19 protein-coding genes and 1 tRNA gene are annotated in these 19,847 nt (G+C 70.2%); 9 read left to right on the top strand and 11 right to left on the bottom strand.

Annotation, left to right across the window (positions count from 1 at the left end):
- Positions 1–40 precede the first annotated feature (40 nt).
- From ABZ725_RS49980 to ABZ725_RS49940, 9 genes are read right to left on the bottom strand one after another with little or no spacing between them, the layout of a single operon-like run.
- The gene (locus ABZ725_RS49980; protein WP_358809030.1) at positions 41–889 is read right to left on the bottom strand and encodes a creatininase family protein; all 849 of its coding nucleotides are present in this window, start codon (positions 887–889) and stop codon (positions 41–43) included.
- Between the two features lie 40 nt (positions 890–929).
- A complete protein-coding gene (locus ABZ725_RS49975; RefSeq protein WP_358809029.1) occupies positions 930–1,379 on the bottom strand; it encodes a cytidine deaminase in 450 nt (149 codons plus the stop codon).
- Positions 1,376–2,140: an amidohydrolase family protein gene (locus ABZ725_RS49970; RefSeq protein ID WP_351918361.1), complete on the bottom strand. Its 765-nt coding sequence runs from the start codon at positions 2,138–2,140 to the stop codon at positions 1,376–1,378. The genes ABZ725_RS49975 and ABZ725_RS49970 overlap by 4 nt, the downstream gene beginning before the upstream one ends.
- Positions 2,137–3,117 (bottom strand): oligopeptide/dipeptide ABC transporter ATP-binding protein, encoded by a 981-nt coding sequence (locus ABZ725_RS49965; RefSeq protein WP_358809028.1) that lies wholly within the window; start codon positions 3,115–3,117, stop codon positions 2,137–2,139. The genes ABZ725_RS49970 and ABZ725_RS49965 overlap by 4 nt, the downstream gene beginning before the upstream one ends.
- Positions 3,114–4,184 carry an ABC transporter ATP-binding protein gene (locus tag ABZ725_RS49960; RefSeq protein WP_358809027.1) on the bottom strand — a complete coding sequence of 357 codons (1,071 nt, stop codon included), beginning with the start codon at positions 4,182–4,184 and terminating at the stop codon, positions 3,114–3,116. The genes ABZ725_RS49965 and ABZ725_RS49960 overlap by 4 nt, the downstream gene beginning before the upstream one ends.
- Before the next feature lie 23 nt (positions 4,185–4,207).
- Positions 4,208–4,897, bottom strand: coding sequence for an alpha/beta hydrolase (locus tag ABZ725_RS49955; RefSeq protein ID WP_358809026.1), 690 nt, complete (start codon positions 4,895–4,897; stop codon positions 4,208–4,210).
- A gap of 5 nt (positions 4,898–4,902) precedes the next feature.
- Positions 4,903–5,979, bottom strand: coding sequence for an ABC transporter permease (locus ABZ725_RS49950; protein ID WP_358809025.1), 1,077 nt, complete (start codon positions 5,977–5,979; stop codon positions 4,903–4,905).
- Positions 5,976–6,908, bottom strand: coding sequence for an ABC transporter permease (locus ABZ725_RS49945; RefSeq protein ID WP_358809024.1), 933 nt, complete (start codon positions 6,906–6,908; stop codon positions 5,976–5,978). The genes ABZ725_RS49950 and ABZ725_RS49945 overlap by 4 nt, the downstream gene beginning before the upstream one ends.
- Positions 6,901–8,583: an ABC transporter substrate-binding protein gene (locus ABZ725_RS49940; protein WP_358809023.1), complete on the bottom strand. Its 1,683-nt coding sequence runs from the start codon at positions 8,581–8,583 to the stop codon at positions 6,901–6,903. The genes ABZ725_RS49945 and ABZ725_RS49940 overlap by 8 nt, the downstream gene beginning before the upstream one ends.
- 363 nt (positions 8,584–8,946) lie before the next feature.
- Here ABZ725_RS49940 and ABZ725_RS49935 point away from each other — a divergent pair, with 363 nt between their 5' ends.
- The 3 genes from ABZ725_RS49935 to ABZ725_RS49925 all read left to right on the top strand — a co-directional run bounded on the left by ABZ725_RS49935 (position 8,947) and on the right by ABZ725_RS49925 (position 10,870).
- Positions 8,947–9,369, top strand: coding sequence for a hypothetical protein (locus tag ABZ725_RS49935; protein WP_358809022.1), 423 nt, complete (start codon positions 8,947–8,949; stop codon positions 9,367–9,369).
- A gap of 234 nt (positions 9,370–9,603) precedes the next feature.
- Positions 9,604–10,467, top strand: coding sequence for a hypothetical protein (locus ABZ725_RS49930; protein ID WP_358809021.1), 864 nt, complete (start codon positions 9,604–9,606; stop codon positions 10,465–10,467).
- A gap of 136 nt (positions 10,468–10,603) precedes the next feature.
- Positions 10,604–10,870, top strand: coding sequence for a hypothetical protein (locus ABZ725_RS49925; RefSeq protein ID WP_358809020.1), 267 nt, complete (start codon positions 10,604–10,606; stop codon positions 10,868–10,870).
- Between the two features lie 415 nt (positions 10,871–11,285).
- On the opposite strand, the gene ABZ725_RS49920 is transcribed toward ABZ725_RS49925, so the two are convergent.
- Positions 11,286–11,363 (bottom strand) — tRNA-Met (locus ABZ725_RS49920).
- A gap of 241 nt (positions 11,364–11,604) precedes the next feature.
- On the opposite strand from ABZ725_RS49920, the gene ABZ725_RS49915 reads away from it, so the two are divergent.
- Genes ABZ725_RS49915 through ABZ725_RS49895 form a run of 5 tightly spaced genes read left to right on the top strand, consistent with a single transcriptional unit; the run spans position 11,605 to position 18,125 of the window.
- Positions 11,605–12,336, top strand: a complete 732-nt coding sequence (locus ABZ725_RS49915; protein ID WP_358809019.1) for a TnsA-like heteromeric transposase endonuclease subunit — start codon at positions 11,605–11,607, stop codon at positions 12,334–12,336.
- Positions 12,333–14,468: an integrase gene (locus ABZ725_RS49910; RefSeq protein ID WP_358809018.1), complete on the top strand. Its 2,136-nt coding sequence runs from the start codon at positions 12,333–12,335 to the stop codon at positions 14,466–14,468. The genes ABZ725_RS49915 and ABZ725_RS49910 overlap by 4 nt, the downstream gene beginning before the upstream one ends.
- Entirely contained in the window at positions 14,465–15,592 is a 1,128-nt protein-coding gene (locus ABZ725_RS49905) for an AAA family ATPase (protein WP_358809017.1), read from the top strand. Before ABZ725_RS49910 ends, ABZ725_RS49905 begins: the two co-directional genes overlap by 4 nt.
- Positions 15,589–17,112, top strand: coding sequence for a TniQ family protein (locus ABZ725_RS49900; protein ID WP_358809016.1), 1,524 nt, complete (start codon positions 15,589–15,591; stop codon positions 17,110–17,112). Before ABZ725_RS49905 ends, ABZ725_RS49900 begins: the two co-directional genes overlap by 4 nt.
- A complete protein-coding gene (locus ABZ725_RS49895; RefSeq protein ID WP_358809015.1) occupies positions 17,103–18,125 on the top strand; it encodes a LysR family transcriptional regulator in 1,023 nt (340 codons plus the stop codon). The genes ABZ725_RS49900 and ABZ725_RS49895 overlap by 10 nt, the downstream gene beginning before the upstream one ends.
- 13 nt (positions 18,126–18,138) lie before the next feature.
- Here ABZ725_RS49895 and ABZ725_RS49890 read toward each other — a convergent pair whose 3' ends face one another.
- Positions 18,139–18,738: a helix-turn-helix domain-containing protein gene (locus ABZ725_RS49890; protein ID WP_358809014.1), complete on the bottom strand. Its 600-nt coding sequence runs from the start codon at positions 18,736–18,738 to the stop codon at positions 18,139–18,141.
- A 61-nt stretch (positions 18,739–18,799) separates the two neighbouring features.
- Here ABZ725_RS49890 and ABZ725_RS49885 point away from each other — a divergent pair, with 61 nt between their 5' ends.
- Positions 18,800–19,630, top strand: a complete 831-nt coding sequence (locus ABZ725_RS49885; protein ID WP_358809013.1) for a class I SAM-dependent methyltransferase — start codon at positions 18,800–18,802, stop codon at positions 19,628–19,630.
- The last annotated feature ends 217 nt before the right edge of the window (positions 19,631–19,847 follow it).

Genomic DNA, 19,847 nt, shown 5'->3' with positions numbered 1-19,847 from the left:
CGGCGCGGTTCCTCGGGCGGGATGGCTCACGCCGGACGGCTCACGCCGGATCGCCGGGCCGGTGGGCCGCGCTGGGCCAGGGCTCGCGCACGGCCGCCGAGACCGCGCGGGCGGTGGTGAGCACACAGCGGTCGAACTCGGCACGCCCGTGGGCCGCGTTCGCCTCGGTGACGTCCCTGCCCCACACACCGGTCTCGCTGACCTGGTCCATGCGGTAGTCCCAGAAGGAGTCGACGTCGACGTGCGAGGTGGCCCGCTCCATCCGCACCAGCTCGGGCGCCAGGTGCAGCATCACCGAGGTCTCGAAGTAGTTGGCGTGCATCAGCGCCCGCCCGTGCGTGACATGACCGTCGACCTCGGGACCCGGGTACATCGTCACGTACCCCAACGCCCGCACCCGGGCGTCTCGGTGACGCACCCTCAGTTTCTCGGCGGACACGTCGAGCGCGCCGTTGTTCCAGATGTGGCCGTTGAGCAGGACGAACTGCCGTACGCCGCTGGCGTACAGGGAGTCGATGACGTCCTCGATGACGGCGATCAGCGTCTCGGGGCGCAGCGCCACCGTCCCGGCGAAGCCGCCGTGCGAGGCGGACACGCCGAAGGCCAGCGGCGGCAGCACCGGTACGCCGGTCAGCGCGGACACGCCCAGGGCGACCGCCTCGCAGATCCGGGTGTCCACGGCCAGCGGCAGATGGGGGCCGTGCTGTTCGGTGGCGCCCACCGGGACGATCACCGCGTCGCCGCCGGCGACCGTGGTCCCGGCCTCCGGCCAGGTCAGCTCCTCCCACGGCAACGGCGTTCCGGTGCCGCCGAGTTGCGCGGCGAGTGCGGGGACGTCGAGCCCGGTGGGGACGCTCAGGCCGCTCGGCCCTGTGATGACGGACGGCATGTCTCTCCTGTCCTCGGGGGTACGGGGGTCTTGTTCGCGGTCACCAGCGGCGCCGGCTCTTCTCCGGCAGCAGGTCCAGCGCGCGTGCCGGGACGGGACGGTCGCCGTCGACCGTGGTGAGCCACACGACGGCGTCCGGGCAGTAGTCGCTGATGAGCTCGCGGCACACCCCGCACGGCGCGATGATCCGGAACCGTCCGGCGGGCTTGATCTGCACCGATACCACCGAGGTCACCGCCAGAGGCGCACCGGGCGCGAGCGCGCCGCGCGCGGTGCCCAGGGCGACGCCCTCCGCGCAGACCGAACTGCGCCGGCAGGAGCCCTCGACATGGACGCCGGTGTGGATCCGGCCGTCCGCGGTGCGCAGGGCGGTGGCCACCTCGTGCCGGTCCTGCTGCCACACCCGGTCCAGCAACGCCTGGGCCACGGAAAGGAGTTCGGCGTCCTGCGCACTCATCTCCGGTGGGACGGCCACGGGCGCGGCGGTCATGCGCCGAGCCCCAGCAGGCGGGCCATGTTGCCGCCCTCGACCAGCGCCCGGTCCTTCTCGTCCTCGATCGCCTTGGCGATCTTCATGCGCTCCAGGTCGAAGTCGGAGCCGGGCCACTCGCTGCCCATCAGGATCTGCCGGGGGCCGAGCCGGGCGTAGGCCCGCTTCACGTCGCTCATCAGCGTCGCGGACGTCTCCAGATAGACGTGCGGCTGCCGTTCGGCCACGATGATCGCCTCCGGCACGTTCCACACCGCGCCCATGTGCGCGATGATCGTGGGCACCCCGGGGTGGTCCCGGGCGATCTCCTCGATGGCCAGCGGGGCGCAGAAGGCGTCGTCCAGCGCGTTGACCAGCACCAGCAGCCCACGCCTGGCGCAGGCCTCGAACACCGGGTCGAGGAGCCCGTGGTCGGCCACGTGGTAGCCGTGCAGGCTCGGATGCAGCTTCAGCCCCACCAGACCGGCGTCGGCGATCCGGTCGATCTCCTCGATGGCGTCGTCCGCCTGCGGCAGCACCTGGCCGAAGCCGAAGAACCGGTCCGGGTGCGCGGCCACCAGCGAGGCGATGAAGTCGTTCTCGATGCGCTGCGCGAGCGAGCACACCATCGCCATGTCCACCCCGGCGGCGTCCATCCGGTCGAGGATGCGGCGCGGTTCGAAAGGCTTGTAGGGCGGCGGCGCCTCGCCCTTGCGCGCGCCCGTCAGGTAGTCGGAACGGCCGCGCACGTCCTGGGTGGTGTTGTAGGCGTCGATGATCAATGCGGGTCCTCACTCACGGGCACGGGGCCGAGGGGCAGATGGCAGCGGACGCGGCGGCCGGGTGCGATCTCGCGCAGTTCCGGGTGCCGGGTGCGGCAGAGGGCGGTGGCGAACGGACAGCGGGTCCGGAACAGACAGCCCTCCGGAGGGTCCGCGGGGTCCGGCAGTTCGCCCTGCAGCGGCTGCCGTTCGACGGGCGGGCCGGGCCGCAGCTCCGGCACGCTGGCCAGCAGCGCGCTGCTGTACGGATGGGCCGGGCCGGAGAAGAAGTCGTCCCGGAGAGCGGTCTCGATGATCTCGCCCAGGTACATCACGGCGACCCGGTCGGCGATGTGCCGCACCACACCGAGGTCGTGGGAGATGAACAGCATCGTCAGATCCCGGTCGCGCACCAGTTCCGACAGCAGGTTCAGCACCTGGGCCTGGATGGACACGTCGAGCGCGGAGACCGCCTCGTCGGCCACCACGAACCGCGGCGAGGACGCCAGGGCCCGGGCGATGCCGATGCGCTGGCGCTGGCCGCCGGAGAACTCGTGCGGCTTGCGCCCGCCGGCTTCGGCCCCCAGGCCGACCAGGTCGAGGAGCTCGGCCACGGTACGTTCCGCGTCGGCGCGGCTCGCGCCCCGGGAGCGCAGCAACGGCTCGGCGACGATGTCGGCGACCGTACGGCGCGGGTTCAGCGAGCCGAAGGGGTCCTGGAACACCATCTGGAGCTCGGCCCGGGTCCGCTTCAGCGCCCGGCCGCGCAGCCGGGTCAGATCGGTGCCGAGGAAGTCGATCCGGCCCGCCGACGGTTCCACCACGCGCAGCAGCGCCCGCCCGAGCGTGGACTTGCCGCACCCCGACTCACCGACCAGGCCCAGCGTCTCGCCCCGGGCGATGTCCAGGTCGACGTCCCGCAGCGCCCGCACCCGGCCGCCGGCCCGGCCGGCGTAGTCGACCCGCAGTCCGCGGGCGCTCATCAGGACCTCGCTCATACGGCGGCTCCCGCCGCGCGGGCCCGCGCCCGGGCCGGCCCGGGCAGCACACAGGCGTCCAGATGGGCCGGGCCGCCGTGACGCCGCCGCAGCTCCGGGCGGCTGTCGCAGCCGTCGTGGGCGAACGCGCAGCGCGGCCGGAAGCCGCAGCCGGGCGGCCGCTCGACACCGGCGGGCGGAGCGCCGGGGATGGCCGGCAGCTGCTCGGGTACCGGCCCGCGCAGCGGAGGAACCGAGCCGAGCAGGCCCATCGTGTAAGGGTGTTGCGGGTCGAACAGCACCTCGTCGCGGGTGCCCTGCTCCACGATCCGGCCCGCGTACATCACCGCCACCCGGTCCGCGACCTCCGCGACCACCCCCAGGTCGTGCGTGATCAGCAGCACGGACGTGCCGTGCTCGCGCTGCACCCGCTTCAGCAGCGCCAGCACCTGGGCCTGGATGGTCACGTCCAGCGCGGTGGTCGGCTCGTCCGCGATCAGTACCGCGGGGTCGTTGGCCAGCCCCATCGCGATCATCACGCGCTGGCGCATGCCGCCGGAGAGCTGGTGGGGATAGGCGCGGGCGGCCCGTGCCGGGCCCGCGATGCCGACCTCGCCGAGCAGTTCGACGGCGCGGCTCGCGGCCGTGGCGCGCGGGACGTCGCCATGGGCGCGGATCGTCTCCGCGACCTGCGCGCCCGCCCGGTGCAGCGGGTTGAGCGCGGCCAGCGCGTCCTGGAAGACCACCGCCACGTGCTTGCCGCGCACCCGGCGCAGCTCCCGCTCGGACGCCCCCACCAGTTCCCGGCCCCGGAAGGACACGGATCCGTCGATGTAGGTGCGCGGGCCGCGGTTCAGGCCGACCAGGCTCATCGACAGCGCCGACTTGCCCGACCCGGACTCGCCGACCAGCGCGAGTATCTCGCCCTTGCGCAGCGTCAGGTCCACCCCGTCCACGGCGGGCAGCCGGCCCGCCGGCACGTCGAACCCCACACGCAGTCCACGGACTTCGAGCACCGCCTCCGGAGGGGCCACGTCGTGCACGCCTTCCGACGCGGTCGTGTCGTGCACGGTCTCCGGCGCAGTCACGTCATGCACGCCCTCCGGCGCGTTCATACGGCACCGCCCACGGCCAGCGCGGCCCGGTGGATCAGCTCGGCGACCCGCTCGGGCCACACCAGGGTGGTGTAGTGGCTGCCGGGCAGGTGCTCGACGGTCGCCTTCATCCGCTCGGCCATGAAGTTCTGGATCTCCGGGCGCAGGGTGCGGTCGTCGTCGGCGACCAGGTACCAGGTGGGCAGCGACCGCCAGGCCGGGACCCCGGTCGCCTGGGTGAAGATCAGGTTGTCGGCCTTGCGTCCCTCCGCTTCGACGGCCGCCCGCTGCTCGGCCGACAGGTCCGGGCCGATCTCCGCCCAGAACTCCGCGCTCGGCTCGGACTTCCACTCGCCGTTCGGGCCGCGCCGCATGTACTTGGAGATCTCCGCGGGCTCGTAGCGCTCGACTATCCCGTTGACGGTCTCGCCCTCGTCCGGCCCGAACGCGGCGATGTAGACCAGCCCCGCGACACGCGGGTCGCGACCCACGTTCGTGATCACCGCGCCGCCGTAGGAGTGCCCGGCCAGCAGCACCGGGCCCTCGGTGCCCGCGAGCGCGGCCGTGGTCTCGGCGATGTCGTCGGCGAGCGAGGTCATCGGGTTGGTGACCGTGACCAGCCGGTGGCCGTGGGCGGCGAGCAGCGGCTGGACCGCCGACCAGGTGGTGGGCCGTCCGCCGGCACCGTGGACCAGCACGATGTCCATCGGGATCATCCTTTGCGTAGACGCGGGTCGAGGACCGTGTAGAGCAGGTCGACCGCGTGGTTGACGAGGGTGAACAGCAGGGCGATCGCGAGGGCCGTGCCCTGCACGACCGGGTAGTCGCGCTGCAGCACGCCCTGCACGAGCAGGCGTCCGACACCCGGGTAGGAGAAGACGGTCTCGGTGACCACCGAACCGCCCAGCAGAGAACCGAACTGGAGCCCGAGGACGGTGACGATGGGCAGCCAGGCGTTGCGCAGCACGTGCCGGCGCACCACCGCGCCCTCGCCGAGGCCCTTCATCCGGGCGGTGCGCACGAAGTCGTCGCCGAGCACCTCCAGGACGGAGGCGCGCACGATCCGGGTGATGAAACCGGCCATCGACAGCGCGAGCGTCACCGCGGGCAGGATCAGGTGCTGGATCCATGGCCACACCAGTTCGGGCCGGTCCTGGAGGATCGCGTCGAGCAGGACGAAGCCGGTGGTGGGCTGATAGTCGAGGGTGCTGGGCAGTCGGCCGAGGACGGGCAGCCAGCGCAGCCACACGCCGAACACCACGATGGCGAGCACGCCGAGCGCGAACCAGGGCAGCGAGAAGCTGACGGTCGCCACGGCCCGGGTCGAGGTGTCGATCCAGCTGCCCCGGCGCAGTGCCGCGACGACTCCGGTGACGACGCCGAGCAGCACCGCGACCGTCATGGCCGCGAGGGTGAGTTCCACGGTTGCGGGCAGCGCGTCGCCGAGCAGGCCGAGGATGCTGTTGGAGCCGTAGAACGAGGTGCCGAGCCGCAGATGGACCAGGTCGTCGAGGAAGTGGCCGTACTGGGTGAGCAGTGGCTGGTCCAGGCCGAGGGCCTTGGTGACCCGTTCCTCGTTGGCGCTGAACTCGGCGGCGGAGGCGGTGTTGCCGCCCGCCGCCAGGGAGGTCGCCGGGGAGCCCGGCAGCAGCCGTATCGCCACGAACACCAGGGAGGCCAGCGCGAACATCACGACGGGGATCACGGCCAGCCTGCGCAGGAACACCCAGGCCGCTCCCGTCGGCCGGGGCAGGCGCACCCGGGTCAGCACCCCGGTGCCCGCGCTCATGGCGTTCCCCTCGGGTCGAGGGCGTCGCGCAGGTCGTCGCCGGCGAAGTTGCACGCCACGACGAACAGCAGGGTGAGGGCGGCGGGCAGCACCACCAGCCGGGGAGCGGTGTACAGGAACTCCTGCCCGGCCTGCACCATGTAGCCCCAGTCCGGCTGCGGCGGCTGGATGCCGAGGCCGAGGTAGGAGAGCCCGGCCGCGAACCCCGCCGCGACCGACAGCGTCATGACGACCTGGGCGAGCAGCGGACCCCCGATGTTGGGGAGCACCTCGCGCAGCAGGATGCGGGGCGCCCCGGTGCCGCCGAGCCGGCAGGCCACGACGTAGTCCTTGGCCGCCTCGCGTGCGGTCAGGGTGCGGGCCAGCCGGGCCAGCCCCGGCGCCAGTGAGGCACCGATGCCGAGGATCAGACTGACCGTGCCCGGTCCGGCCGCCGCCACCAGCAGGATCACCAGCAGGATCGACGGGAAGGCCAGCGCCAGGTCCACCAGCCGCATCAGCGCCTGCTCCACCACACCGCCCGCGTATCCGGCGACCAGCCCGACCAGGATGCCGACCCCGGCCGCGAGCGCGGTCGCCGCGAAGGACACCAGCAGCAGCGGGCGGGCCCCGTGCACCAGCCGGGCCAGCTCGTCCCGGCCCAGGTCGTCGGTGCCCAGCGGATGCCCCGGAGCCCCGGGCGCCAGCAGCGCCGAGGAGGTCTGGCGCAGCGGGTCGGCCGCCACTATCAGTGGTCCGAGCAGAGCGGCCAGCACCGTGGCGGCCAGCAGCAGCCAGGCGAGCAGGGCGGGCCAGGAGCGGGCCACCCTGCGCCGGCGCAGCGCGGCCGTCAGCCGTCGTGCCGTCCCGGACCGGGGCGGGAAGGCCACGGCGGCGGGGGCCGCCGCCTCCACCGCCACGGCGTCGACCGCAGCGCCGGTCTCAGACACTGGCCTTCTCCATGTAACAGCGGTGGTTGGCCAGCGCGTCGGTGTTCATGCCCTTCACGTCCGCACCGCTGACGACCAGGTTGCTGAAGCAGGCCAGCATCGACAGGACCATGTACTCCTCGGCCCACCTGCGCTGGATCTTCGTGTAGGCGGTGGTGCGCTTCTTGGCGTCGGTGAGGTTCTTGGCCGCGTAGAGGTCGTCGGCCAGGGAGGCGGCGCCCTTCAGGGTGTCCATCCCGGAGAGCTTGGAGCCGTAGATGCTGGTGGGGCTCGCCATCGCGCCGACCATGTCGTCGGGGTCCGGCACGTAGGTGTTGCGCTCCCAGATCATCAGGTCGTGGTAGTCGTCCTCCCCGTCCAGGAGCCGGCTGAAGTAGGTCGCCGGGTCCACTGACGTGGTGGCCACCTTGAAGCCGACGTCGGTGAGGTTCTGGGCGATGATCTGGGCCGCCTTGGGGTGCCAGGAGTCACTGGCGGCCATCAGCCGGATGGTGCGCCCCTTCGCCCCGGCCTCCTCGACCAGCCGCTTGGCTTGCGCGGTGTCCTGGGTGCTGAGGTCGGCGAGCGCGGTGTCGTAACCGCTCTGGGCCGGCGGGATGGCGTAGCCCCTGGGCTCGGCGCCGACGCCGTAGAACGCCTGCTGGAGGATGGCCTTGCGGTTGATGGCCAGGTTGATGGCCTTGCGCACCTTGAGCTCGGGGACCCGGCGGGCGTCGATCATCATGATGGCGTCGGCGTTGTGCGGGGTGTCGTACACCTTCACCGTGCTGTCCTTGCGCAGCTGCGAAACGGCTGAGTACGGGGCGAACTGGGTCGCCGACACGTCGCCGCTGAGCAGCGAGCTGACGATGGTGGAGGGGTCCTGGACCTGGCGCAGCACCAGCCGGTCTATGGGGGGCTTGCCCAGCCGGAAGCCGTCGAAGGCCTTGAGCGTGATGGACTGCCCGGAGGTGGCCGCGGAGAAGGCGAACGGCCCGGTGCCCACGAGGTGCTTGCCGATGTCGGCGCCGTACTTGTCCAGCGCGGCCTTGGAGATGATCCGGCCGCCGATGTCGGAGAGCTTGCCGAGCACGGTCCGGTCAGGCTTCTTGAGGACCATCTTCACGGTCATGTCGTCGGGCGCGGTGAGCGAGGCGACGTTGGCTCCCATGCTCGCCAGCGGGCGGGTCGCGCCCTTGGGCAGCGTCTTGTCGTCGGGGTCGAACTGGCGGCCGAGACTGGCGAGCACGTCGGCGGAACCGAGGGTGGTTCCGTCGTGGAACTTCACCCCCTTGCGCAGGGTGAAGATGTAGGTGAGCTTGTCATCGGACATGGTCCACTTCTCCGCCAGGTCCGGTGTGGGCTCGTTGGTCTCGAAGGAGATGAACGTCAGACCGCGGCAGACGCAGTCGACGGCCATCCAGTCGCCCAGGGAGGTGTAGAAGGCCGGGTCGTTGACGGCGCTGGTGGCGTCGATGGCCAGGGTGAGTGTGCCGCCTTTGCCACTGCCGCCCCCGTCCTGGGCCGCCGCGCCGCACGCGGTGAGCAGGGCGGGCAGTCCGAACCCCACGCCCACGCCGAGCAGTCCGGCCCCTCGGAGCATCGTCCGGCGCGAGACGTCCCGAGAGGCGATCGTCGGCACCGACGACGGGGTGACGGCGGCGGTCGAGGGCGATCCAGATGGTTGGTCCGGCATGGGGCCTCCTTGGGCACCGATCCTGAGAATGGATTAAATCTTCGCTGGATTGGATCCAAAAACATGCTCAGTGGCTCCCGATTCCCTCTCGTGTCCCTGGCGTTAAAGCCGTGTGAAGCGGACCCCGAAGAACAGGTCGCATACGGCGGCGGCGCCCTCAAGCTCTGGTGCCGCGAAAGGTGGCGCCGCCCGTGCGGGCCGTGCCCACCGACTGTCCGAGGATCCGAGCGTCCATCAGCCTGAAGACTGCCTTTCTGGCCGCCAAGGACGGCCGGACCGGATGGTGTCCTGCCGAGTGGTGTAGTCAGTGAACCTCTTCATCCTGTCCCGCGGGGATGAAATGGGCTGGTCAGGTGGGGTGACATGGCGAAGCCCCTCGTCGTTGGTGTGCAACTGGCTTTCCAGGCGCTTCTCCCCGAGTGTCTGATGAGCACCCGTAACCGGCCCCATCCGCTCGAACAGCCCGAGAAGTCCGCGATGGCCGGCATCAGCGGCTACCTCAACTCCATCTGCCACCGGCCGGGATATCTGGAGATCCACACCAACTCGGCATGCCGCGTTGCCAGCCGCCTTCTGCCCTTCCGCCATGACGACCACGGCGTGTGCGGCATCCCCGGGCTGCGGCCCACTGATCTCACCCGCCAACGGGTACGTCTGATCCACCTGCCCACGAGGGCCCGCCTTGATCTTGTCGATTCTCACCGAGGGCACGACAGCCGCCCGATGCACATGCTCATGCGACAGGAGACCGACTGGCACCAGCGAGATGGACGCTCGCCCCTATGACGTCAGCCCACCCTCACCGAGCAGGAAGCCGAGCACCGCGAACGCTGGGCGTACACCGCCAGTCCACCCCTGCGCACCGGGAGGCCACCCTCCACACACTCCAGACGGGCGGGATCGGCGCGGCCTCCGCCGCGCCGTCGGGGATTCGCGTACGGGCTGCTGACTAGCGAGCTCCGGGAGCTGATACGCGAGTGGGTCGTCCCGCTGCACGAAGCACTCCATCGGCCGCTGGGGATGGCGGAGCAGACCGACCCGCGCCGCTACCTCCATGTGCCGAAGAACTTCTCCGACGACGACGCCCGGATACGCGTCGACCTGCCCACGCACCTGGCCTTCTCCCGTGACCTGGTCGCCGACCTCATCACCCAGAAACTCGCCCTGGAAGGCGTGACGTTCTCCTGGCACCCGGCCGGACGCACGCCGTACGTGCTGGTGAAGAAGACCCGCCGCCCGCCGAAGAAGGCCGCCTTCAAAGACCCCAAGGTTCGCGACCTGGTGGCCAATGCCCCGGAGTCCGCCCCGGTCATCGGCATCGGCACCAGCGGCAGAGTCGTCTCCGTCGACCTGGACGCCGAATCGCCGCACATCCTGGTCGACGCCTCCACCGGCGGCGGCAAGTCGGTGACCCTGCGCTGCATCACCTGCCATATGCTCCACACCGGCTCACAGGCGTACATCCTCGACTGCAAGCGGATCTCCTACCCCTGGGCACGCGGCATCCCCGGCGTCACCTACTGCGCCGACATCGCCGACATCCACGACGCCCTGATCGAGCTCGGCCTGGAAGGCCGGCGCCGGGTGCGCGTCGCCGACGAACTCGGCATCGACGCCGTGGACGCCATAGGACCCAGGCTGCTGATCCTCCTCGAAGAGGTCAACGCCACGATGAAGCAGCCGGCGCGCTACTGGGAGAGGATCCGCGAGTCCGGCGACCCGAAGATCTCCCCGGCGATCGACGCGCTCAACGAGGTCCTCTACATGGGCCGCCAGGTCCGCATGCACATGCTCCTGGTCGCGCAGTCCGCCACCGCCCGCGCCCTCGGGGCCCGGAGGTCCGCGAGCAGTTCGCCACCCGCATCCTCGCCCGCTACAGCATGAACGCCTGGCGCATGCTCGCCCCCGAAGTCCACCCCGCGCCGAGGTCCACCAAGCACCCCGGCCGCGCCCAGGTCGTCATCGGCGGCACCGCGAGCGAGACGCAGGTGCTGTTCTTCACCGACGCCGAAGCCCGCGAGTGGGCCACCACCGGCCCGCCACCACCGCGAAGACGTGGTCGGCCATCCCGCCCCAACCTGCCCCCGAACAGCTCCAGAAGGCCGCCGACGGCCCCGCCGGCGCCACCGCGGACGACGACGTGCCGCCGACCCTGCCCACAACCCCGGAGACGGCCGCACAGCCTATTCTCCCCACCGCCCAGACCACGGTCGCCGTCGACGACCAGGCAGTGGGGCTGCGCGAGGCCCACGAGCACCATCTGCCGGAGATCACCTCGCCGCACTGAATCGCCGCGGTCCACCCCCGGCCTGGAGAACTCCCGGTTCACCAGGTGTACCCGCCCCTTGGAAGGAACGGCCCACCATGAGCTCGACTGGGCTCGCGACCTGATCTGAAAACCGGCAACGAACTTGCCACACGCCCAACATGTTCCTCTCTGGTGATCTGAATGGTGTCCGCTCGCGGCGGACCAGATCACCGGAGGCCGGAACTGGCGAGGTCACTGCGGCCGTAGCACCTCGACGGCGCCACAGAGCACGACGCCCACCTCACCCTGCACCGCGCCGGCCGTCTGGCTGGCAGCCCGAGATGGGCACGAGGGCGGCGCGGGTGAGATGGAGGACGTGGTCGCGTGCGTATCCGTCGGCCGCATAGACGTCTCTGGCCCCTTTCCACGCCAAGGTGTGGAAAGGGGCCAGATTTGGTAGCGGGGGCAGGATTTGAACCATGCGACCTCTGGGTTATGAGCCCAGCGAGCTACCGAGCTGCTCCACCCCGCGTCGGTAGGACCACTGTATGTCAACAGCCTGCCGTGCGCTTGGAATTGTTCCACGGTCCGTGTAGGTTCCGGGTCCGCGTTAGCAGTGTCGGTCGATCTCTAGCAGTCGGCTAGCAATCTTCCGGGTGGCGTTAGCAGCACCTGTGGTCGGGGGTGGTCAGTCCCGGGAACTTCTCGGTCATCCGGCCTCTTGGTCCTGGGCGGCTTCCTACGGTCAGCTCATGGTCACCAAGCGTACAAGCGTGAGGGCTGGCAGTCAGGAGTCTGCGACGGCTTCGATCCGGTACGAGGACGACTCGGTCCGCAGCGTCGAGTTCGGGCAGCTCCGCCGGGGCAGTTTCGACGGGTCCGTGCCGTGGCGGCGGGTCAGGTCGGCGAAGGGTCACAAGCATCATCCCGGGGAGTACGCGTCGGCGACGACGCGTGGGCTGGTGGTCTACGAGAGCCGTCTGGAGCTGGCTCGGCTGCTGCTGGCGGACTTCGACCCGCAGGTGGTCGGGATATTTGCCCAGCCGTGCCGTCTGCGGGCGCGGGTGGGTGGGCGGTGGCGGCTGCACGTGCCGGACTTCCTGCTGGTGCTGGGGGACGGCAACGTGCGCGTGGTCAACGTGAAGCCGGCCGACCGCCTTCTTGATCCGAAGATCGCGGAGGCCCTGGCCTGGCCCGGGGACCTGGTGGAGGGCCACGGCTGGCAGTACGAGATCTGGTCGGGGGCGGATCCGGTGCTGCTGGCCAACGTGCGGTTCCTGGCCGCCTACCGGCGGGCCGGGCTTGTGCCAAACGAGGACATCGCGCGGGCCTGGGAGGTGGTGCAGGACGGGGATCCCCTCACGGTCGCCGAACGGCGCCTGGCGGCTGGCCGGCCGGTCGAGGACGTGCGGCCCGCCGTCCTCGCGCTGGTGTGGTCGGGGCGGCTCTCGGTCGACCTGAGCCGCCCGATCGACGGTGACTCGGTGCTGCGGAGGGCGGCATGAGCAACTGGACGGTTCCGTTACGGGCGGGACTCGCCCTGAGTTTCCAGGGTGAGCCGTTCACGGTGTCCGAGGTGCGAGGCCGCGAGGTCCTGCTCCAGCAGTCCGGGCCCGGCGGGGTGCTCTGGAGGCTGGTCGACGTGGTCGGCCTGCTGGCGGACCCGACGACCCAGCTGCTGGGCGAGTTGCCGGACGAGGAGGAGTCCACGGCAGTCGCTCTGGGACTGCTCGACCAGGCCGAGGAGGACGAGGTCACCCAGCGCTTCCAACACGTGCAGGAAGTCCTCTGCGGCTACCGGCTGGGCTCACGGGAGCTGGCTCAGGAGGGCGAGCCGCGGCCGGAGTACGCCCCGGGTGTCCCGCTGATGCACCGCTACCTGGCCAAGGCTCGCGAGTTGGGGGTCGGTGAGAGCACCGTCCGGCTGTGGGTCACGCAGGTGAAGAAGTCCGGTCCGGCGGGCTTGGTCCGCGCGAGCAAGCTGCGACGGAACGCCCAGGACAGGGTGGATCATCGCTGGCTGGAGAGCGCCCGGACGGTCCTGGACAGCTACACGAACGCCAGCCGGCCGGTCCGCGGGCTGATCCTCTTGGAGATCGAGGAGCGTGTCGCGGCCGAGCATGGCCGGGGCACGGTGAAGATCCCAGCCCAGTCGACCGGCTATGAGGTGCTGCGCGAGCTGGACGCGGGGACGAACGCGTTCACGGGCAGCACGAAGGGGAAGCGGTCGATCGCGAACCGCCCGCAGACTGTCTACGGCCGGCTGCGGGCGACCCGGCCGGGTGAGTACGTGCTGCTGGACACCACCCGGCTGGACGTGTTCGCGATGGAGCCGGTGACCTGCCGCTGGGTGCAGTGCGAGCTGACGGTCGCGATGGACCTCTACAGCCGGTGCATCACCGGGCTGCGGTTGACCCCGGTGTCGACGAAGGCCGTGGATGTCGCCGCGGTGCTCTTCGAGACGGTGCGGACGCGCCCAGAGCTGTTGCCAGGAAGGAACCTGCCCCGGCTTGGCGTCCCGTCCACGGTGGTCGTCCCTGCGGAGAAGCTGGTCGACGTGGAGGGCAGGCCGCTGCTTCCGTCGGTTGCGGCCGAGACGGTGGTCTACGACCACGGGAAGATCTACCTGTCCAACCACGTCCGCAGTGTCTGCGCCCGGTTCGAGATCTCGCTGCAGCCGGCCCGGCCGCTGACGCCGACGGACAAAGCCCCCATCGAGCGCTGGTTCAAGACCCTCAACCAGGGGCTGCTGGCGGCTCTGCCGGGCTACAAGGGCCCTGATGTCCACAGCCGCGGCCAGTCGGTGGAGGACTTCGCGTTCTTCTTCATCGACGAGCTGGAGATGATCATCCGGGAGTGGATCGGCCTGACCTATCACCCGCGCCGCCACAGGGGTCTGGTGATCCCGGAGGTCCCGGGCTTGAAGCTGAGCCCGCTGAACATGTTCGACCACGGCGTCGCGCGGGCGGGCACCCTGCGGATCCCGGCACGGCCGAACTTCGCCTTGCACTTCCTTGAGCAGGCCTGGTGCACCATCCAGCACTACGGGGTGGAGCTGGAGGGGATGCGCTACAACGGCAGCGGCTTGGATGGGCTGCGGGAGGCCAAGAGCCCCTACACCGGGGTTCATGAGGGCAAGTGGCCGGTCTCCGTGGACCCGGACAACATCCGGCAGGTCTACTTCCAGCGGCCGGACCACTCTTGGCACGCCCTCCAGTGGGAGCACGCTCCCGCACTGGACGGGCCGGTGAGCCGCGAGGCCATGCGCTACGCGCGCAAACTCGCGCTCACGACGCATCGCTTCCCTGATCCGAAGCGGGCCCTGGTCGAGCTCTTGGAGCGCTGGGGAGTGGGTCTGACCGGGAACCGGGCCGAGCGGCGGATGGCCGTGCGTCTGTCGGAGGACCGCCTTTGCCTGGTCGGCTCAGACGAGGTCGAGGACCCGGAGGATCCGCTGCGGCTTCCGACGCTCAGGTCGATCGCCGCCCTGGAAGCGGCCCCCGCTGCTGCCGAAGCCGCCGATGACCTCGGCGGGGACGACGACGAGGACGAGGACTTGGAGGCCGCCTTCCCTGGCGAGACCGACGAGTTCATCGACGAGGACGACTACTACGCCGACACCTGGGAGAGCCGGTGAGCGCGATCAGCGGCATGGTGTTCGAGGGAGACGATCGTCAGTATGTGTTGACGCGCCTGTCCGGCTGGCTCGAGATGGTCTTCGGGCCGGACCGGGTCCAGCCGCCCCGGCTGACGCGTCGGCAGATGGGCGAACTGTCCGAGCTGGAGCTGAGGCGCTACCAGGACCTGCGGGCCGTCTGGCATGCGAACCTCGGCCCGATCAAGACTCCGCAGATGATCTCCCTGCATGAAGCCCTCACCGAGATCGTGGACTCGAACCGGCAGGACGGTGACAAGGCCAAGCCCGCGGCCCTGCTCGACGCATACCCCGGCATCGGGAAGAGCACGGCGATTCGTGAATACGCGCGGGACTTCCACCGCGAGCAGGTTTGTCTGCACGGGCAGACCACGCCGGAGGGCCATAGGAGGGTCCCGGTCGTCTACGTCAACCTGACCGGCAACACGCAGATCCGTGGTCTGAACGCGTCGATCTGCCGGTTCTACGGCCTGCCGACCAGCGGCGACGCGGACACCCTCGCTGAGCGCGCGGTCGACGCGGTCCTGAGCATGAGGACCGCGGTCTTCGTCATCGACGACGTGCACTTCCTGGCCCCGGGGAAGTCCTCGGCGGTGCGGATGGCCAACCATCTGAAGTTCCTGTCGAACGTGTTCCCCGTCACCCTGCTTTACGTCGGCGTCGGCGTCGCCGACCGGGGGATCCTGCGTGAGGGCCTGTCGCCGCAGCAGGCCCTGCTCGCGCAGTTCGGCCGCCGCACCACCGCTCTGACCCTGCGTCCTTTCCAGATCGACGACGACCAGGGGCGGAAGCAGTGGCGGGTTCTGCTGAAGACCATCGAGAAGAAGATCGTCCTGGCCGAGAAGCACCCGGGGATGCTCGTCGACCTGGCCGACTACCTGTTCGCCCGCACGACCGGGCACTTCGCGTCGCTGATGGCGCTGATCAACCGGTCCTGCCTGCGAGCCGTCCGCTCGGGCGAGGAGAAGCTCGACAAGGATCTGATCGACACGGTGAAGAACGACGCCGCCGCCGAAGAAGCACGCCGCGAACTCGAAGCGGCGATCGAGGCCGGTCTCCTCAGCGCCCGCCCGGGAGGCCCGGCCCGCAAGCGGCGGTCGGCATGATCTGGGCCGCCGACCGCTTGCCGATCGTTCTGCCCCCGCTGCCCGGAGAGGCCCTGGACAGCTGGATCGAGGCTTACGCCTGCCGACTGCGAACGTCCTCCACTGGCCTTCTGCGGTTCCTCGGCCTTCCTGGCATCGCGGCGAGGCACTTGGTCTTCCGCCTGGAGGAAGCGGACCTGAAGGCGCTTGCGCGGCTGACCGACGCGGACGCGTCCGAACTCGACCGGATGACTTTGCGGTCCGTCGCGCGATCCGACTTGCTGCCGCAGCTCCCGCAGAACGGGGACGAGATGGCCCCCGTCTGGCGTCACCTCGGGCGCCACAGCCGCTTCTGCCCCCGCTGCCTGGCCGACAACGGGGGCCGCTGGCCACTGGCTTGGCGGCTGCCGTTCTCATTCGCCTGCCAACAGCACCAGTGCCTGCTGGTCGACCACTGTCCTGGCTGCCGGGACAGGCCACAGCTGTTCACCAATCAACAGCTCGGCCGCAGCACCAGCGGCGCCCACTGCATGCGCCTGACCCTGCGCGACGGACGCAAGACGGCCTGCCGACACGACCTCACCCAGACGCCGGCACAACCGTTGCCACCAGACGGAACAGCCCTCGCCGGCCAGCAGCACCTCGACGCGCTCGTCCAGGCAGGGTCTCCCGCTCTGCACCATCTGTACTTCCTCAGCCGACGATGCCTGCGCAGCCTGATGCTCAGCCCCTGGGCGGCGCCCGAGGCCGTCGGGCTCGCACTGCGCGAATGCAACGGAGGACTTCTGCCCGACAGCCCGCACGACCTGGCCGACGCCGGCCGGCTCGCGATCGGCACCACCCTCGCGATCTGGGCCTCGGACACCGCTACGACCACCGGGCAGGCCGTGTTCGAGTGGCTCATACGAACCGATCAGGCCCACCGCCGGAACGCCTCTGCCTCCAATCTGTCCATCGATCAGCGCCTCCTTTCCTGGGGACGGGCCAGCCCCGAGATCGTCAGCCGGGTGATCGCCGACGCGGACCAGAATTTGCCCCTGGACACGCGGCTTCGCTACCGATCTGCGGCCCATCCCCGCAGGCCAGACCTCGCAGATGCCGACATGCGGAAACGGGCGGACAAGATCCCGGCAGCCCTCTGGCCTTCGTGGACTCTCCGGCTTCTCCCCAACACCCCCATCGACCCGCGAACCGTCGACGGCTTCAGGCGAGGCTGCCGCAGCAAGCTGCTGCTCGCCGGCGCCAAGTCACAGCACCACACCTGGGCCCAGCCCTCCAACCGGTTGATCATTCGGATGGCGTTTCGACGCGTGATCGCCTCGCCCGAGCACGAGACCGCCATCGCCAGCTGCCTCACTCAGCTCGCCAGTCACCTCGACGATGAAGGCTCCCCGATCGACTACGTGTCGGCAGACGATGCCGCTTGTTCACGTCCGAGAGCGTCACGCTCAACCTCGACGAGTACACGCAGCTCTGCCGCCGGCAGGGCTGGGCCCGCGGCGGAACAGGGCGAATCCACATGCTCAGGTGGATGCTCCTGAGTTTCCTCCTCGGCACCCACGCGGACCTGCCTCCGAGGAACATCCACGCCCGTGACGAGTTCCGCTACCAGGTCCCGCCGCTGATGCGCGCATTCCTGCTGAAACAGGCGGCCACAAACCTCGCCGCCCACCGGATCGACGAACCCGTGCTCTGGGAGCCCCCCACCGAATGGTGCGACTGGACCGACTGGCCCGGGGCTACCCCCGAACAGATTTCCGACAGCGACTTCGACACCTTGATCGCCGACCGGACCCCGGCCGAGGAGACGGCCGCCGCCCTCGGACTGACCACAGAGCACGTCCGGCTCTACTGCGACGCCACCGGCACCACCCAACCGCCGCCCCCTCCCGCATCCCCCGGCCTCGGCCGGCGTCGGCCTCGACGCGGGATGCTCGACCCCGGCTTCCTCCGCACCACTCACTCCAGCGGAACTCTCAACCAGAGCCTGATCGCCCGCAGCGCCGGCTGCAGCCTCTCAACCGTCCAAAACGCCCTGGAAGAAGCCGGGATCCCCGCCACACCACGCCCCGAACCGCTCAGCCTTCGCATCACCCGCGAGGAACTCGAACAGGCCTACCTGCACCGACGCCTCAGCATCCCCGACATCGCCGAACAGTTCGGTCTCGACAGACACCGCCTCAACCTGCTGGCCAAGAAGTGGGGCATCGAGATCCGCCCGAACAGCGCCACCAGCAACCCGTTCGCGAACCTGCCGGACGCACCGGCCCTGTCCGACTCGATGGCGGCCATCAGCAACGTCCGCAACTGCGTCGAACGCCTCAGACGCCTGGCCCGGCTGCCTGGCCAACGGAACCTCTGCGCGGCCGCCAGGAGCCTCGCAACGCTACCGGCGACGCTCACGCACCAACTGCATGCCCTGGAGAAGGCCGCAGGCGTTCAGCTGATCGAACGGACCAGCCCCCTCGCGGCCACTCCCGCAGGCACCGCTCTCATCCACGAAGCAGAGCACCTGCTCGGCCTCTTGGACGCAGCGCAATCCTCCGCCACCTGACCGGCGGCCCGACCTACGACTGGGGTGGTCGCAAGGCGCCGGCGATGACGGTGGTCACCATCTTGCGGACGGCGGAGGTCTGCGGCGGGGCGCTTGTCCGGTCGGCGAACAGCAGGTGCCCGGCCCCGACGAGGGTGGGGGCGAGTGTGTCGATGTCGGCGTCACCGGCCAGGCGCCCCAACTCCCGCTCGGCGGTGAGGTATGCGGCGATCATGGCGGCGCCTTGCACGGCCAGTGGGATGCCGGTCAGACCGGCCTCACGCAGCCGGGCGCGGAGGCCGTCGCGGAAAGTGATGAGCGCGACAATTGCCACCGTGACCGGCCCGAACAGATCCTGCAGCGCGTCAGCGAGGTTGTCCACCACACTCCCGGTTCCGGCGGCGGCACGCAGAGTCATGGTTCGGTCCTCGATGCTGCGGACGCGGTCGAGGACCAGCTCCGCCAGGAAAGCGTCGAAGTCGGTGAAGTGCCGGTGCAGCACACCCTTGGCACAGTTCGCCTCCTCCGTGACCGCCCGGCTGGTCAACGCGTCGGGCCCGTCCCGAAGCAGGACGCGCTCGGCGGCTTCGAACAACTGGCCGCGCACGTTGTGGATGTGTACCCCTGACGGCATTGTCTCCCTCTCCGCGCCGCCCCTCCTTAACAAGTGGGCAACCGCCCATTAGTGTGGGCGCATGCCCACTTTATCGCAGGGACAGCCGGACAAGTCCGGGCCCGAGCCCCACCGCCACCGGCAGACAGCTGAGTCGTTCGGCGTCGACGCCGAACGCTACGACCGCGCCCGACCGCCTTATCCCCAGGCCCTGGTGGACAGGATCGTCGCGGCAAGCCCGGGTCGGCACGTCCTCGACGTCGGAGCCGGGACCGGTATCGAGGCCCGGCAATTCCAGGCGGCCGGCTGCTCGGTGCTCGGTGTCGAGCCCGACGAGCGGATGGCCGCCTTTGCGCGACGCAGCGGTGTCGAGGTCGAGGTCGCCAGGTTCGAGGACTGGCAGCCGGCCGGGCGGCAGTTCGACGCGGTCATCGCCGGCACCGCCTGGCACTGGGTGGACCCCGTCGCCGGCGCGGCTAAGGCTGCCCAGGTGCTCCGGCCCGGCGGCCGGCTCGCTCCCTTCCACCACGTCCCCCAGTTGCCGGCCGAGGTGATCGACGCCCTCGCCGAAGCACTCCAACGGGTCGCCCCCGATTCCCCGTTCAACCCCGGCCTGCTGAGAGGATCGGCCGTCGACGCCTACCAGCCACTGTTCGCGAAAATCGCCGACGGGATCCGGCAGACCGGCAGCTTCAGCGAGCCAGATCAGTGGCGCTTCACCTGGGAGCGCACCTACTCCCGAGACCAGTGGCTCGACCAACTCCCCACCTTCGGCGGCCTCACCCAACTCCCCGCAGACAAAATGGCGGAGGTCCTAAACAGCGCCGGGACCGCGATCGACAGGCTCGGCGGCCACGCCACCATGCCCTACACATCCGTCGTGATCACCTCGACCCGCTCCAACACGGCCTGACCGCCGCAACCATCGGGCGTCGCCGGGCGCGAGCAGACTGATGAGCTCGGCGACGCCCCCGGGAGGCGGGGCAGGTTCTCCGGCTCCTTGCACCGGACCTCAGTCCCACGGTCCGTCCCGGCGGGCCACACGATTGCTAAAGATCAGCCGATCGGCCCACTGCTAACGCAACATGGAATCCGGAGTCACAGCAGGACTCACTGCTAACGGAGCGGCT

It is taken from the genome of Streptomyces sp. NPDC006872, assembly GCF_040635845.1.
Lineage (GTDB): Bacteria > Actinomycetota > Actinomycetes > Streptomycetales > Streptomycetaceae > Streptomyces.
Note: the sequence above shows the minus strand (reverse complement) of the source record. Positions and strands in the feature narration are given on the sequence as shown.

Excerpts from the sequence above, each read along its gene's own strand:
- ABZ725_RS49930 (WP_358809021.1), top strand. The coding sequence starts at position 9,604 with ATGGCGGAGCAGACCGACCCGCGCCGCTACCTCCATGTGCCGAAGAAC.
- ABZ725_RS49890 (WP_358809014.1), bottom strand. The coding sequence starts at position 18,738 with ATGCCGTCAGGGGTACACATCCACAACGTGCGCGGCCAGTTGTTCGAA.
- ABZ725_RS49975 (WP_358809029.1), bottom strand. The coding sequence starts at position 1,379 with ATGACCGCCGCGCCCGTGGCCGTCCCACCGGAGATGAGTGCGCAGGAC.
- ABZ725_RS49900 (WP_358809016.1), top strand. The coding sequence starts at position 15,589 with ATGATCTGGGCCGCCGACCGCTTGCCGATCGTTCTGCCCCCGCTGCCC.
- ABZ725_RS49980 (WP_358809030.1), bottom strand. The coding sequence starts at position 889 with ATGCCGTCCGTCATCACAGGGCCGAGCGGCCTGAGCGTCCCCACCGGG.
- ABZ725_RS49885 (WP_358809013.1), top strand. The coding sequence starts at position 18,800 with ATGCCCACTTTATCGCAGGGACAGCCGGACAAGTCCGGGCCCGAGCCC.
- ABZ725_RS49895 (WP_358809015.1), top strand. The coding sequence starts at position 17,103 with ATGCTCCTGAGTTTCCTCCTCGGCACCCACGCGGACCTGCCTCCGAGG.
- ABZ725_RS49965 (WP_358809028.1), bottom strand. The coding sequence starts at position 3,117 with ATGAGCGAGGTCCTGATGAGCGCCCGCGGACTGCGGGTCGACTACGCC.
- ABZ725_RS49955 (WP_358809026.1), bottom strand. The coding sequence starts at position 4,897 with ATGGACATCGTGCTGGTCCACGGTGCCGGCGGACGGCCCACCACCTGG.
- ABZ725_RS49950 (WP_358809025.1), bottom strand. The coding sequence starts at position 5,979 with ATGAGCGCGGGCACCGGGGTGCTGACCCGGGTGCGCCTGCCCCGGCCG.
- ABZ725_RS49935 (WP_358809022.1), top strand. The coding sequence starts at position 8,947 with ATGGCGAAGCCCCTCGTCGTTGGTGTGCAACTGGCTTTCCAGGCGCTT.
- ABZ725_RS49910 (WP_358809018.1), top strand. The coding sequence starts at position 12,333 with ATGAGCAACTGGACGGTTCCGTTACGGGCGGGACTCGCCCTGAGTTTC.
- ABZ725_RS49940 (WP_358809023.1), bottom strand. The coding sequence starts at position 8,583 with ATGCCGGACCAACCATCTGGATCGCCCTCGACCGCCGCCGTCACCCCG.